Raw genomic sequence first — 12,896 nt, 5'->3', positions numbered from 1 at the left:
GTGTGACCCGGATCAGGTTCGAACGGTCGGCGGCCGGTCCTGCCGCCCTCTCAGCCTCGGTGCGCGGGCTCCCGCGGTACGACCCTGAACCCTACGCGGTCCGCCGGGTCCTGCCGGGACGACGTCCGCCGCACCGGACCGGCCGGACACCCGCAGTCACCGTGGCCGTCCGATCCGGTCACCTGCGGTGATCGTCGGGACGGCCGGGCGAGCCGCCGTCCGCGGCGCGGACCACGATCGTTATCCTCGCCACCACACCCGCGACGCTGTGTCACGAACCCCGCTCGCGGGAGCTGACGCGGAAGGGACGAGATGGCGGCCTCGCTCTGGACCTCCGGCACGACCGGGCGGCCGACGCCCGACCCGGCCCCCGCCCTGGTGCGGGTCGCGTTGCAGGCCGGCGCCACCTCCGTGGCGCACGCCGACATCGCCGCGATGCTGTCCGGGATCTGTGTCGCGCTGGTGCCCGCCGCCCGGGTCGGGGGTGCGGCGCTGCTGCTGCGCGAGCCCGCCGACCCCCGCGACCCCGAGGCCCGGCGGGTGTTCGGCTCCGACACCGCCGCGCTGCGCCTGGGTGAGCTGCAGCGCCGGGCCGACGCCGGGCCGGGCCCCGCCGCCGAGCGCGGCGACCGCACGCTGACCACCCCGGACCTGACCCGGTCCGGACCGCCCGAGCTGGCCGCCGCCGCGGCCGACTGCGGCCTGGTCCGCTCGCTGTCGGTGCCGGTCCCGGTCGCCGGGCGCACCGCGGGCGTCCTGCAGCTGTTCGCCCGCGGCGGGCCCGCCGACCCGCTCGGCGAGCGTCTGGTCGTCGCGCTGGCGCCGGTGGTGACCGCGCTGGCGGCCCGGCTCACCGACGTCCGCGAGCTGGCCCGGCTGCAGCTGCGCGCCGCGCCGCCGTCGGTGCCGGAACAGCCCGACGCGCTCGACCGCACCGCGCTGATCCCGGCGGCCCGCCGCTCCCCCGTGGTGCCGGTGGCGCCGCGAGTGCCCGCCCAGCGGCAGGCGCGGCACCGCAGGCACGACCAGGGCTGACCCGGGGTCAGGCTTCCGGCCGGTCCTGGCGGTCCGCACACCGTTCGAGGAGCTGCTGGTGTTCCTGCAGGTAGGCCGATACGCGCTGGCGGCTGACCCCGAACAGCCTGCCGATCCCGGCGATCGTCTCGCCCTCGCCGTGCAGCGCGACGGCCTCCTCGCGGCGGAACCGGCCACCGACGGCGCCCAGGCCGTCGAGGGTGCGGGTGAGGGTCTCCACGATCAGCGGCCGTGCCTCGCGCGGGACGATCGCCCGCCAGCTCAACCCCTGAGAGCGCAGCTCCTGCAGCTCGGCCACCCGTTCACGGGCCGAGGACAGCTCGGCGACCGACGCCTCCAGCTGGGCGGCGAGGGCGGCCAAAGCGGCGTCGGCGTCGTCCGCGGCGGCATCGCGGAGGTCCGCTCCGTCCTCGGCGTCACGCTCGGTCGTCGTCACACCATCGAGCCTACGGGGGTGGCGGCGACGGCCGGTGGGCGCGGCGTACCGTGATCCACGCAAGGGGGGTTGCTCCCTCGAACAGGGCAACCCCGACAGTGGGTGTGGAGGGCGCGCATGGGCCGGTACGACGTCGTCATCGTCGGCGGGGGATCCGCGGGGGCGGTGCTGGCCGCCCGGCTCACCGAGGAGCCCACGCGCCGGGTGCTGATGCTCGAGGCGGGCCGGCCCGACCACCGCTGGGACCCGATCATCCGGATGCCCGCCGCGCTGTCGAAGGCGTGGGGCAACCCCCGCTACGACTGGTGCTACGTCACCGAGCCCGAGGCCGGTCTGGCCGGGCGCCGGATCGCCGTCCCGCGCGGGAAGGTACTGGGCGGCAGCAGCAGCATCAACGGGATGGTCTACCAGCGGGCCCACCCGGGCGACTACGACCGCTGGTCCCGCCTGCCCGGCTGCGAGCAGTGGAGCTCGGCCCACCTGCTGCCCTACTTCCGCCGCCTGGAGCGGCGGATGTCCGAGCGCGGCACCCCGCTGACCGACGGCGGTCACGGGCCGCAGGTCCTCGAGCGCGCCCCGGCCGCGGGCCCGCTGAACGCGGCGTTCCTGGCCGCGGCGCAGCAGGCCGGGCACGCGCTGCTCGACTCCACGAACGGCCCGGTCCAGGAGGGCTTCTCCCGTACCGAGCGCACGATCTCGCGCGGGCGCCGCTTCTCGGCGACCGACGCCTGGCTGCACCCGGTCGCCGACTCGCGGCCCAACCTGACCGTCCGCACCGGCGCCCTGGTCCGCGCGCTGCGCACCGACGCCCGCGGTACCCGGGTCATCGGCGTCCGCTACCGCGCCGCCGACGGCACCCTCCGCGACGTCGACGCCGGCGAGACCCTGCTCGCCGCCGGCTCCATCGCCACCCCGCAGCTGCTCCAGGTGTCCGGCTTCGGCGACCCGGAGCACCTTGCCGGGATCGGCGTCGAGACCCGGGTGGCGCTGCCCGGGGTCGGCGCGAACCTGCAGGACCACCTCGCGGTGCACCTGCAGCACGCCTGCTCCCAGCCCATCTCGCTGGCCCCGCACCGGGCCCCGCACCGGCTGCCCGCCGCGGCGGCCCGCTGGCTCGTCTCGGGCACCGGGATCGGGGCCAGCAACCACTTCGAGATCGGCGGGTTCGCCTCCACCTCGATGGCCGGGGGCATCCCCGACGTCATGATGCTGTTCGCGCCGGTCGCGATGCGCTTCGCGCCGGACGTCCCGCCGGTCGGGCACGGCTACGAGATGCACGTCTCGGTGATGGCGGGCGACGTCCGCGGGACGGTGCGGGCGGTGTCCCGCGACACCGCCGTCCCACCGCGCCTGGTGCAGAACTACCTGGTCACCGACGGCGACCGGCGTCGCTGGGTGGAGGCCGTCGGCCTGGCCCGGGAGATCCTCACCCAGCCGGCGTTCGCGGGCCTCGACGCCGGGGAGACCTTCCCCGGCGACGGTGTCCGCTCCAACGCCGAGATCCTCGACTGGGTGTCCCGGCGCGCCCAGAACGGGCTGCACCCGACCAGCACCGCGCGGATGGGTACCGACGCCGACGCCGTCGTGGACCCGTCGACGCTGCGCGTGCACGGCACCGAGGGTCTGCGGGTCGTCGACGCGTCGATCTTCCCGGACGTGCCCAACGCCAACACCTACGGCCCGGTGGTGATGGTGGCCGAGCGGGCCGCCGACATCGTCACCGGCGCCACCCCGCTGCCCGCCGACCCGGCGCCGTCGCGGCCGGCCGGGGCGCACGGGGGCCCGGGCACCGGCCCGGAGCCGCTCGCACCGGTGTCCTGAACACCCCCGGACATGCCGAACGGGGCGGGGATCCGATCGGATCCCCGCCCCGTTCGCGGGTCTGAGTTGGGGGCGCGGGTCGCGCCCCGGGTGTCACTCCCCGGTCTGCACCTGCACCCCGGACTCACGCAGCTTGGCAGCGTGGGCATTGCCGTGGTGGTTGCAGAACAGGAGTTCCCCACCGGAGGGCAGGATCGCGCGCACCTTGGCAGCCGCACCGCAGCGGTCGCAACGGTCGGCAAGGGTCAGTTCGGGCCGGGTCAGCGTTTCGGGCTGCATAGCGGTCTCCCTCCGTCGCGGCGGCGGGCTTCGGGCGCTCGCCGCCGTATCACTGTGACGACCGCACGAGCGGCTCGCCCACACCTGTACAGACGCTCGAGGCCCCTATACGTGTTCCCGGGATGCGTCGCGACGTCCGTCACGTGTGGCGTGCGCCGCACGGTTCGGTGGCGCCGCGATGTACCCGCGGTGACCGATTGCGTATGAAGTTGACTGCGTGTGAATCATGCGGGCAACTCGCCCGACGTGCAAGCGCGCCACGGTAAATACGGTGTGTCGCGGTCTACGTTGGCCGGGTGAGTCCCCGCCCGTCGCCCGATCGTGTTCCCGCTCCGTTGCTGTTCCTGGCCGGTGGGACCTCGATGTACGTGGGGGCCGCGCTGGCCGTCGGGCTGTTCGACCGGCTCGCCCCGTCGGCGGTCGCCGAGCTGCGCCTCATCGGTGCCGCGCTGGTCCTGCTGGCGTGGCGCCGTCCCGGCCGCGACGCCTGGCGTGGCGTCCGGCTCGTCCGCGCGGGGACGTTCGGGCTGGCCACGGCGCTGATGAACGTCGCCTACTACGAGGCGATCGCTCGGCTGCCGCTCGGCACCGCGGTGGCGGTCGAGTTCACCGGCCCGGTCCTGGTCGCGGCGCTCGCCTCGCGCCGGTTCCGCGACGTCGGCGCGGTCGGCCTGGCCGCGGCGGGCGTGCTCCTCATCGCCGACGTCCGCTGGTCCGGCAGTCCCGCCGGGGTGCTGTGGGCGCTGGGCGCGGCGGCGATGTGGGCGGCCTACATCGTGCTGGGCAAGCGGGTCGCGCGGGCCGGTGCCGGCATCGACGACCTGGCGACCGGGTTCACCGTGGCCGCCGTCGTCCTGGTCCCGCTGCTGTTCACCGGGGGTACGGGTGCCGCGACCGGGTTCGGCGTCGCGAACCTCGCGCCGCTCGCCGATCCGGTGGTGCTCGGCCTGTCCGTCGGGCTGGGTGTGCTCAGCTCGGTGGTCCCCTACGTGCTGGACCAGGTCGTGCTGCGCCGGGTCGGGCAGGCCCGGTTCGCGGTCCTGCTGGCGCTGCTGCCCGCCACCGCGACGCTGGTCGGGCTCGTCGTGCTCGGTCAGCTCCCGGGGCCGCTGGAGGCCGTGGGGATCGCGCTGGTCGTCGCCGCGGTGGCCCTGCGGTCCCGCGACGGCGACGAACCCGTCCCCGTCCCCGCCACGTCCGCCCGGGACCGGTCCGCCCCGTCCTGACCGTTCGGGCGGTGCCACGTCCGCTCGCCGACCCGCGGTCCGCGCGCCGACCCGCAGTCCGCTCGCCGACCCGCGGTCCGCGCGCCGACCCGCAGTCCGCGCGCCGACCCGCAGTCCGCGCGCAGATCCGCAGCCCGCGCGCAGATCCGCAGCCCGCGCGCAGATCCGCAGCCCGCGCGCAGATCCGCTCGGCGCGCGTGTCCGGACGCGCGCGCCGAGCGGATCTGCGCGCGCGGAACGGATCACCGGGTGGCCCGACGCGCCGTCGTCGCCATCGCCGCGCCGATGTCGTGGTCGTCGCGGTGGCGCGGAGGTCCCGCGGCGGTGGCGGGCCGACCCCGCCGCGCCCGCACGGGCCGCGACGGCCTCCGGGCAGGACAGGGCCCGACGGCGACACGGCGGCCCGCCACGGCGGCTCTCAGCGCCAGGACCGCAGGGTCGCGATGCGTTCCTCGAGCTGCTCGATGGTCGCCATCGCCACCGGCGGGCCGCCGCAGTGCGCCCGCAGCTCGTTATGGATCTTCCCGTGCGGCTTGCGGGTCTTGTGGTTGTGCAGCGCGACCAGGGTGTTGAGCTCTTTGCGCAGCGTCTGCAGCCGCTCCCGCACGCTCTGCCCGCGCTCGGCGGCCGGCGGCGGGGTGGGCTCGGTCGCCGGGGTGGCCCGGGCCTGGGCGCCGGTGCGCGGCGAGCCCTTCGCGATCCAGTCGGCCTGCCGCTGGGACAGCAGGGTGCGCACCTGGTCGGGCTCCAGCAGCCCGGGCAGCCCGAGGTAGTCCTCCTCGTCGGCGGAGTAGGTGGCGCCCTCGTAGATCAGCTGGTCCAGCTCGGCGTCGGCGCCGAGGGAGGTGAACGCCTTCTCCTGCTCGCCGGGCTCGTCCTTGACCTTGTTGGCCTCGTTGAGCTCGGCGTCGTTCCAGACCTCCTCGGGCCGCTGCGGCTTGCCGAGGACGTGGTCGCGCTGGGCCTCCAGCTCGCTGGCCAGGCCGAGCAGCACCGGGACGCTGGGGACGAACACCGACGCGGTCTCGCCCTGCCGCCGCGACCGCACGAACCGGCCGATCGCCTGGGCGAAGTACAGCGGGGTGGAGGCGCTGGTGGCGTAGACGCCGACGGCCAGGCGCGGCACGTCGACACCCTCGGACACCATCCGGACCGCGACCATCCACCGCTCGGTGGAGCGGGAGAACTCCGCGATCCGGTCCGAGCCGCCCGCCTCGTCGGACAGGACGACCGCGGGCCGGACCCCGGTGATGCCGGTGAGCAGCGCGGCGTAGGCACGGGCGGCCGTCTGGTCGGTGGCGATCACGAGGCCGCCCGCGTCGGGCATGCCGCCGTCGCGGTGGCTCTGCAGGCGCCGGTCGGCCGCGGCGAGCACCGCGGGCATCCAGTCCCCCGAGGGGTCCAGCGCGGTCCGCCAGGCCATCGCGGTCTGCTCGCGGGTCAGCGGCTCCCCCAGCCGGGCGGAGATCTCCTCGCCCGCGCTGGTGCGCCAGTTGGACGTACCGGAGTAGGCCAGGAAGACGACCGGCCGGACCACGTTGTCGGCCAGCGCCTCGGCGTAGCCGTACTGGTGGTCGGCCCGGCTGCGCGGGGCGCCCTCGGCGTCGGGGACGTACTCGACGAACGGGATCGGGTTGTCGTCGGAGCGGAACGGCGTCCCGGTCAGGGCGAGGCGCCGGGTGGCGGGCTCGAACGCCTCGTAGACGCCCTCGCCCCAGCTCTTGGCGTCGCCCGCGTGGTGGATCTCGTCGAGGATCACCAGCATCCGGCGGTTCTCGGTGCGGTTGCGGTGCAGCATCGGGTGCGCGGCGACGCCGGCGTAGGTGATCGCGATGCCCTGGTAGTCCCGCGAGGTACCGCCCGCGGAGTTGCGGAACTCCGGGTCGAGCGCGACGCCGGCGGCCGCGGCCGACTCGGCCCACTGGTACTTCAGGTGCTCGGTCGGGGTGACGACGGTGATCGCGTCGACGACCCGGTCGCGCAGCAGCTCCGACGCGACGCGCAGGGCGAAGGTCGTCTTGCCCGCACCCGGGGTCGCGACCGCGAGGAAGTCCCGCGGCGAGGTCGCGAGGTAGCGGGCGAGAGCGCTGCGCTGCCACGCACGCAGCGGGCGGGTCTCGGGCGACACGAGCTGGGTCTGCGACACACGTCTCCCCTGGTCCGTGGGTCGTTCCCGGGCGGGAACCGGCGATCCCCGGCAGGTCCGCGCGTCGACGCCGACCGGGCTGCGGGGCGCAGATCAGGGTAGCCGGGGGCCGCACCGTCACCGCCCGGTGGGCGGGCCCGGGGTCTCCCCGGCGGCGACGGGCCAGGTCAGCCCCGGGGCTGCCGCGGACGGCGGGCGGTGAGGACGAACGCGGGCGGGACGTTGGCGAGCACCGTGCGGCCGTGCACGACCTCCTCGAACGCCGCGGCGAGCCGCCGCCGGAGCCGCCGGGCGGGCGGCAGGGCCAGGGTCACCGAGTAGCCGAACTGGGTCAGGGCGCCGTCGGGGTGCAGGCAGCCGGCGACGACGTCGGTCAGCCAGGGCTCGTCGCGCGGGTAGGCCGCCCACGGCAGCCCGGAGACCACGACGTCGGCGCCGCCGAGCCCGCGGGCGGCGAGCAGCGCGGGCAACTCGGCCGCGTCGGCGACGGCGACGTCGAGCCCGGGGTGGCGGGCCCGCAGCAGCGCGGCCAGTCGCGGGTTCAGCTCGACGGCCAGGTGGTGGCCGCGGCCGCCGAGCCGCTCGGCGACGACGTCGGTGAACGCCCCGGTGCCCGGCCCCAGCTCGACGACGACCGGGTCCCCGGTCGCGGGGACCGGTGCGGTGGCGGCGAGGGCCAGCGCCCGGGAGCTCGGCAGCGCCGACGCCGTGCGCAGCGGGTCGCGCAGGAACTCCCGCAGGAACGCACCCGTCCCGGCCGGGGACGCCTGCGGGGACGGGGTGGACGGGGCGACGGTGCTCATCGGGCTCCGGGGTCTCGTGCGGCGCGACCGGGTCACCGTGCCGGTCCGGTCCGAACGCCGTTCGACGACGGGGTGAACGCGCCGCGACCGGTGGCGGTGGCGGTGGGGATGATGGAGGTGATGAGCGAGCGCGACCGCACCCCAGCCGACGCCGGCCCCCTCGCCCTGCCCGCGGCGGGACTGCGGCTGGCGGCCGCGGTGTCCGCCCGGCCGCTGCTGCTCCTGCGCCGCGGCGGCGACTGGGTCGCCGAGCTGGGCCGGGTCGGGCTGGGCCGCTCCGCCCTCGCCCCGGACGTGCCGGCCGGTCCGGTCGCGCCGGTGGCGCGGTGCGCGGCCCAGGTGCTGCTCGCGACGACCGGGGCGGTCTCCGGGCTGCTCGACGACGCCGTCGCGAGCCCGGACGTGCCGCTGCCCGCCGCGGACGCCGAGCGGCTGCGCGCGACCCTCGCCGGGCTGACCGCCCTCCTGCTCCCCGGCCCGGGTCCCCTCGTGATCACCGGATCGGAAGGGAACGGTGCCATCGACGGCACCGATCCCTGCCGGGACGACGATCACGGTCGGGTCGCCCCGGAGGCCACTGCTGCCCCAGGCCCCGGCCCGACCATGATCACCGGGTCGGAGGGGAACGATGCCACGATCACCGGGTCGGAGGGGAACGATGCCACGGACGGCACCGAACCCCTCCCGGACGACGATCACGGTCGGGTCGGCCTCGGGACCGCAGGCACCCAGGACTCCCCGGCAGCGGCCGAGGTCGCCGACCGGGTCTTCACACCCCCCGGCGCCGACACCCCGTCGGTCCCCTTCGACACCGGCGCCCGCGACGCCCGGGGCGGCCCCGTCCCCGGCCGCGACGTCGCCGCCACGCCCGGCGCGGTCGTCCTGCGCACCCCGATGTTCGAGCTGCTGCAGTACCTGCCGCGGACCGAGAAGGTGCACGACACCCCGGTGCTGGTCGTCCCGCCTCTGGTGCACCGCTACTGGCTGGCCGACCTCGCGCCCGGGTACTCCCTGGTCGAGCACCTGCTCGGGAAGGGTCTGCAGGTGTTCGCGCTGTCCTGGCGCCCGGCGGACCCCGCCGACGCCGACCGCGACCTCGACGCGCACGCCGCCGCCGTCCTCGACGCCGTCGACGCCTGCGGGCGCATCACCCGCGCCCCGCGGGTGTCGCTGCTCGGCGTGCGCACCGGCGGGCTGCTGACCGCGGCGGTGCAGGCCCACCAGGCCGCGATCGGGCTCGACGACCGGGTCGCCGCCGTCGCCTACCTGGCGACCGTCCTCGACCAGTCCGACGCGCTGCCCGGCTTCGCCCCCGACCCGGCGACCGTCGCCGAGACCGCGGGCCTGGCCGCCCGCGACGGCGTCCTCGACGGCGCGACGGCGGTGCGGGCCTGGGCGTGGCGGCGCGGGCCGGACCGGGTGCTGCCGTGGGCGGTGCCGCACGGTGGCGGGACCGCCGACCTGGACGGGCGCGCCGCGCGGGCGATGCGGGCGTGGGTGTCCGACCTGCTGCCGCTGCCCGCCGGGCTGCACACCGACCTCGCCGCGCTGGCCGCGGCGTCCGGGGACGGCGGGGGCCCGGACCGGCCCGACGTGCGGGTCCTCGGCACCCCCGTCCGGTTCGCCGAGCTGCGTCGCGACAGCTACCTCGTCGCCGCCGACGACGACCCGGTGCAGCCCTGGACGGGCGGGTACCGCACCGCGCAGCGCCTCGGCGGAGCCTGCCGGCTCGTCCTGGCCCCCGGCGACCAGGCGGGCGCGCTGATCGCGCCGCCGTCGGTGGCGACCGGGTTCCGCGCGGCACCCTGCTCCACCGGCGACGGCGTGGCGCAGCGGTGGCGGGCCGGGGCCGAGGCCGTCGAGGGCTCCTGGTGGGACGACCTGGCCGCCTGGCTGGTCGAACGCTCCGGCACGATGCGCGACGCGCCCCCGGAGCTGGGCGGACGTCGTCTGCGCCCGCTGTTCCCGGCCCCGGGGACCTACCTGGGCGAGCCCGCCCCCGTCTGAGGGTGGGGTCCGGGATCGTCACACCCGGGGCCGTCCGCACCCCACCGCCCGGCCGTGGCACCTAGGCTCGGCGGTGATGACCACTTCCAGCTCCCGGCCCGTGGGCGGCGCGGGCCTCGAGGAGCACGACGTGCTCGTCGGCGGCCGTGCCCTGCGCGTCGTGCGTCGCCCCGCCTCCGGCCCGGGCCCCCGCCGCACCCCGCTGCTGCTGTGCAACGGCATCGGCGCCGCCACCGACGTGCTCGACCCGCTGGTCGCGGCGCTGCCCGCGGACCTCGACGTCATCCGGTTCGACCCGCCGGGCATCGGCGGGTCGGCGGTGCCGCGGATGCCGTACCACCTGACGTGGATGGCGCACCGGCTCGGGCAGGTGCTGACGAAGCTGGGTGTGCGGGAGGCCGACGTCCTGGGGTTCTCCTGGGGCGGGATGCTCGCCCAGCAGCTGGCGATCAGCCGTCGCCGCCGGGTGCGCAAGCTCGTGCTGGCCGCGACCGGTCCGGGGGCGCTGATGATCCCGGCGTCGCCGCGGGTGATGGCGGTCATGACCTCGCCGAAGCGCCACCAGGACCCGTCCTACGTCGACGCCGTCGCCGCCCGCATCTACGGCGGCTCGCTGCGCGACCACCCGGAACGGGCCGCGGAGGCGCTCGGCGCGGGGGCCCGGCGCGGCCCGATGCGCGGCTACTACTACCAGCTGATGGCGCTCTCGGGCTGGACCAGCCTGCCGCTGCTGCCGGCGATCACCGCGGACACCCTGATCATCGCCGGCGACGACGACCCGATCGTCCCGCGCGGCAACGCCACGATGCTGCACCGCGGGATCCGCCGCTCCCGGATCAGCCGCTACCCCGGCGGCCACCTGGAGCTGCTGCTCGACCCGGAGCCGTTCGCGGCGGAGATCGACGCCTTCCTGCGGTCCTGACCCCGCCACCGCGGCCCCGGCCGAGCGGGACCGCGCGGGTGGCCGCACGATGGCCGGGTGGTGACCCCCGCACGGACGACCGGTGAACGCACGACGCCCGCACGCCCGGCCCGGGACGCCGTCCTGCGCCCGTGGCGCGGCCCGGCGGACTCCGCCGCACTGGCCGCGCTCGACGACGGCGCCCCGGGCATCGGCGTCGCCTGCGGACCGGAGTGGCACGACGACGCCGCGGCCAACCCGGCGCGGCTGCACCTGCTCCTGGAACGCCCGGGCGAGCCCGGCCCGGCGGGCTACGCCGTGCTGGCCGCACCCCGCGGCCCGGAACCGGGGGTCGAGCTGCACCGGCTCGTGGTCCACCGCGACCGGCGCGGCACCGGGGCCGGGCGGGCCCTGCTCGGTGCCGCCCTCGCCGTCGCCGGGGTACCCGGAGCGACCGGCGACACCCCCGGCGGACCGCCGTGGGCGGGCCCGGGGCGGCTGTGGCTCGAGGTGGCCGCGGACAACGTCGCGGCGCTGGCGCTCTACCGGTCGGCCGGGATGGTCACCGAGACCGTGCTGCGCACGGTGCCCGGCGACCCGTCCTCCACCCCGCTGCGGCTGCTGCTCGCGCGGGACTGAGGGGTCTCACTCGCCGTCGCCGCCACCCGGGGGGAGCCCCTCGAAGATCTCCTTGCACTGCGGGCACACCGGCGATCCCGGCTTGGGCGACTTGGTCACCGGGAACGTCTCGCCGCACAGCGCCACGACCATGTTCCCCAGGACCGCGCTCTCGGCGATCCGGTCCTTCTTGACGTAGTGGAACATGTCCGGCCGGTCGTCACCGGTCTTGTCGGTGGTCTCGGGCCGGGTGTCGACCTCGGGCAGCGTCGTCGTGGACATGGCGTCCATGATGCCCGAGACCGGCCTCAGGGCGGGGAGGCGGTGCCGCCTCCCGTGGTCCCCGTGGGCTGTTCGTCGTCGGTGCTGGGCCGGGGGCCGGCGGGATCGTCGCCGCCCTGGTCGATCACCGGACGCGGCCCGGTCTCGATCGCCCGGTGGTCCTGCCGGTGCCGGTTGGGCGTCTCCGCCTTGCGCGGCAGCCGGTCGTTCGCGATGAGCACCGCGATCCACGGCAACGGCACCGAGATCGCGAGCAGGGCCACCGCGACCCACGGGATCTGGTAGAAGACGCCGGCGAGGATCATGCACGGGATCCGCATGCCCATCGTCCACTTGTAGCGCCGCTTGCGGATCTCCAGTTCCTCTTCGTAGGACATCTGCGCGTCCGTGATGAGAACGGGGTCCACGCGTCGCCGCTCAGCCACTGTCGAACCACCTCCCTTTCCATGGTGACACCCCTACGCGATCCCCGCGCGGGCGCCCGCCGGCCGCCTCGCGCACACCCGCGGGCCCGCCGTCGACGGTGGGGTCGAGCGTCTCCCAGCGGCGCAGCCGCGCGGCGAGCAGCCGCGACCACCAGACGACGTCGTCCGGGGTCGCCGCGATCGACAGTCCGGCCGCGGGCAGCCGCTCCCGCAGGGTCTGCGCGGTGGACTCCGGATGGCCCGGGTCCCCGGTCCAGGCCAGTACCTGCACCGGCACCGTGATCCGCTCCAGGTCCTCCGGTGCGGGGAGGTCGGTGGCGGCCGCGCCGCGCAGGATCGCCGGGAGCAGCTCGGCACGCACGTCGGGCCCGGTCCGCGGGCGGCCCCGGGCGGCCGGGGGCAGGTCCGCGTCGTCGGCACCGGCGTCGAGCGCCGCGACACCGTCGGCCTCCACGGCCGACGCGGACCGCTCGTAGTCGCGGGACCGGGCGCGGCGGGTCCCCCAGGCGGTCGGCGGCAGCATGAGGGTGAGGCTGGCGAACCGGCCCGGGTCGGCCAGCGCGGCGTGCAGCAGCGTCCCGGCGCCCATCGACGGCCCGACCCCGTGCACCCGCTCCCCCGGCACGACGTGGTCGAGCAGCCCCAGCAGGTCCCGGGCCAGCGCGGGCCACCGGTAGTCCGCGGGATCGGCGGTACCACCGGAGCGGCCGTGGCCGCGCGCGTCGTAGCGCAGCAGCCGCACGCCCTCGACCCGGGAGGCGATGTCGAGCCGCATCAGGGCCTCCCGGCGACGGCTGGAGGTGAGGCCGTGCAGCGCCACCACCGCCGGACCACCGGAGGTGTCGCGGACGTCGAAGTCCAGTGTCGCCCCGGCGATCCCGAACGTGGCCATGCGCTACGCCTCCCGATCTTCGTCG

13 protein-coding genes are annotated in these 12,896 nt (G+C 76.6%); 6 read left to right on the top strand and 7 right to left on the bottom strand.

Features of this window, described 5'->3' with window-relative positions:
- Nucleotides 1–312: 312 nt before the first annotated feature.
- Complete coding sequence (locus ZF1_RS11855; RefSeq protein WP_482637272.1) at nucleotides 313–1,035, top strand: hypothetical protein; 723 nt, start codon at nucleotides 313–315, stop codon at nucleotides 1,033–1,035.
- Nucleotides 1,036–1,042: 7 nt separating this feature from the next.
- Here ZF1_RS11855 and ZF1_RS11850 read toward each other — a convergent pair whose 3' ends face one another.
- Entirely contained in the window at nucleotides 1,043–1,471 is a 429-nt protein-coding gene (locus tag ZF1_RS11850; protein ID WP_073577041.1) for a helix-turn-helix domain-containing protein, read from the bottom strand.
- A 117-nt stretch (nucleotides 1,472–1,588) separates the two neighbouring features.
- Here ZF1_RS11850 and ZF1_RS11845 point away from each other — a divergent pair, with 117 nt between their 5' ends.
- Complete coding sequence (locus ZF1_RS11845) at nucleotides 1,589–3,292, top strand: choline dehydrogenase (protein WP_482637271.1); 1,704 nt, start codon at nucleotides 1,589–1,591, stop codon at nucleotides 3,290–3,292.
- Nucleotides 3,293–3,385: 93 nt separating this feature from the next.
- On the opposite strand, the gene ZF1_RS11840 is transcribed toward ZF1_RS11845, so the two are convergent.
- Nucleotides 3,386–3,571: a DUF7455 domain-containing protein gene (locus ZF1_RS11840; protein WP_062402550.1), complete on the bottom strand. Its 186-nt coding sequence runs from the start codon at nucleotides 3,569–3,571 to the stop codon at nucleotides 3,386–3,388.
- A 362-nt stretch (nucleotides 3,572–3,933) separates the two neighbouring features.
- Between ZF1_RS11840 and ZF1_RS11835 the strand changes: the two genes are divergently transcribed.
- Nucleotides 3,934–4,797 carry an EamA family transporter gene (locus ZF1_RS11835; protein ID WP_482638697.1) on the top strand — a complete coding sequence of 288 codons (864 nt, stop codon included), beginning with the start codon at nucleotides 3,934–3,936 and terminating at the stop codon, nucleotides 4,795–4,797.
- Between the two features lie 418 nt (nucleotides 4,798–5,215).
- On the opposite strand, the gene ZF1_RS11830 is transcribed toward ZF1_RS11835, so the two are convergent.
- A complete protein-coding gene (locus ZF1_RS11830) occupies nucleotides 5,216–6,943 on the bottom strand; it encodes a DEAD/DEAH box helicase (RefSeq protein ID WP_062402543.1) in 1,728 nt (575 codons plus the stop codon).
- A gap of 167 nt (nucleotides 6,944–7,110) precedes the next feature.
- Nucleotides 7,111–7,746 carry a class I SAM-dependent methyltransferase gene (locus ZF1_RS11825; RefSeq protein WP_405417708.1) on the bottom strand — a complete coding sequence of 212 codons (636 nt, stop codon included), beginning with the start codon at nucleotides 7,744–7,746 and terminating at the stop codon, nucleotides 7,111–7,113.
- A gap of 120 nt (nucleotides 7,747–7,866) precedes the next feature.
- On the opposite strand from ZF1_RS11825, the gene ZF1_RS11820 reads away from it, so the two are divergent.
- From ZF1_RS11820 to ZF1_RS11810, 3 genes are all read left to right on the top strand, one after another.
- On the top strand, nucleotides 7,867–9,753 hold the full coding sequence (locus ZF1_RS11820; protein WP_482637270.1) for a hypothetical protein: 1,887 nt from the start codon (nucleotides 7,867–7,869) through the stop codon (nucleotides 9,751–9,753).
- 76 nt (nucleotides 9,754–9,829) lie between these two features.
- Nucleotides 9,830–10,675, top strand: coding sequence for an alpha/beta fold hydrolase (locus ZF1_RS11815; protein ID WP_062404658.1), 846 nt, complete (start codon nucleotides 9,830–9,832; stop codon nucleotides 10,673–10,675).
- Between the two features lie 57 nt (nucleotides 10,676–10,732).
- On the top strand, nucleotides 10,733–11,293 hold the full coding sequence (locus ZF1_RS11810; protein WP_482637269.1) for a GNAT family N-acetyltransferase: 561 nt from the start codon (nucleotides 10,733–10,735) through the stop codon (nucleotides 11,291–11,293).
- Between the two features lie 6 nt (nucleotides 11,294–11,299).
- Here ZF1_RS11810 and ZF1_RS11805 read toward each other — a convergent pair whose 3' ends face one another.
- From ZF1_RS11805 to ZF1_RS11795, 3 genes are read right to left on the bottom strand one after another with little or no spacing between them, the layout of a single operon-like run.
- Nucleotides 11,300–11,554, bottom strand: a complete 255-nt coding sequence (locus ZF1_RS11805) for a DUF3039 domain-containing protein (protein ID WP_062404655.1) — start codon at nucleotides 11,552–11,554, stop codon at nucleotides 11,300–11,302.
- A gap of 26 nt (nucleotides 11,555–11,580) precedes the next feature.
- Nucleotides 11,581–11,961, bottom strand: coding sequence for a DUF3099 domain-containing protein (locus tag ZF1_RS11800; RefSeq protein ID WP_482637268.1), 381 nt, complete (start codon nucleotides 11,959–11,961; stop codon nucleotides 11,581–11,583).
- A gap of 10 nt (nucleotides 11,962–11,971) precedes the next feature.
- Nucleotides 11,972–12,871 carry an alpha/beta fold hydrolase gene (locus ZF1_RS11795; RefSeq protein WP_482637267.1) on the bottom strand — a complete coding sequence of 300 codons (900 nt, stop codon included), beginning with the start codon at nucleotides 12,869–12,871 and terminating at the stop codon, nucleotides 11,972–11,974.
- Between the last annotated feature and the right edge of the window lie 25 nt (nucleotides 12,872–12,896).

The sequence above is a fragment of the Pseudonocardia sp. ZF1 genome, assembly GCF_056835605.1.
This window is presented reverse-complemented; position numbering and strand designations above follow the sequence as displayed.

Excerpts from the sequence above, each read along its gene's own strand:
- ZF1_RS11855 (WP_482637272.1), top strand. The coding sequence starts at position 313 with ATGGCGGCCTCGCTCTGGACCTCCGGCACGACCGGGCGGCCGACGCCC.
- ZF1_RS11845 (WP_482637271.1), top strand. The coding sequence starts at position 1,589 with ATGGGCCGGTACGACGTCGTCATCGTCGGCGGGGGATCCGCGGGGGCG.
- ZF1_RS11840 (WP_062402550.1), bottom strand. The coding sequence starts at position 3,571 with ATGCAGCCCGAAACGCTGACCCGGCCCGAACTGACCCTTGCCGACCGT.
- ZF1_RS11835 (WP_482638697.1), top strand. The coding sequence starts at position 3,934 with ATGTACGTGGGGGCCGCGCTGGCCGTCGGGCTGTTCGACCGGCTCGCC.
- ZF1_RS11825 (WP_405417708.1), bottom strand. The coding sequence starts at position 7,746 with ATGAGCACCGTCGCCCCGTCCACCCCGTCCCCGCAGGCGTCCCCGGCC.
- ZF1_RS11820 (WP_482637270.1), top strand. The coding sequence starts at position 7,867 with ATGAGCGAGCGCGACCGCACCCCAGCCGACGCCGGCCCCCTCGCCCTG.
- ZF1_RS11815 (WP_062404658.1), top strand. The coding sequence starts at position 9,830 with ATGACCACTTCCAGCTCCCGGCCCGTGGGCGGCGCGGGCCTCGAGGAG.
- ZF1_RS11805 (WP_062404655.1), bottom strand. The coding sequence starts at position 11,554 with ATGTCCACGACGACGCTGCCCGAGGTCGACACCCGGCCCGAGACCACC.
- ZF1_RS11795 (WP_482637267.1), bottom strand. The coding sequence starts at position 12,871 with ATGGCCACGTTCGGGATCGCCGGGGCGACACTGGACTTCGACGTCCGC.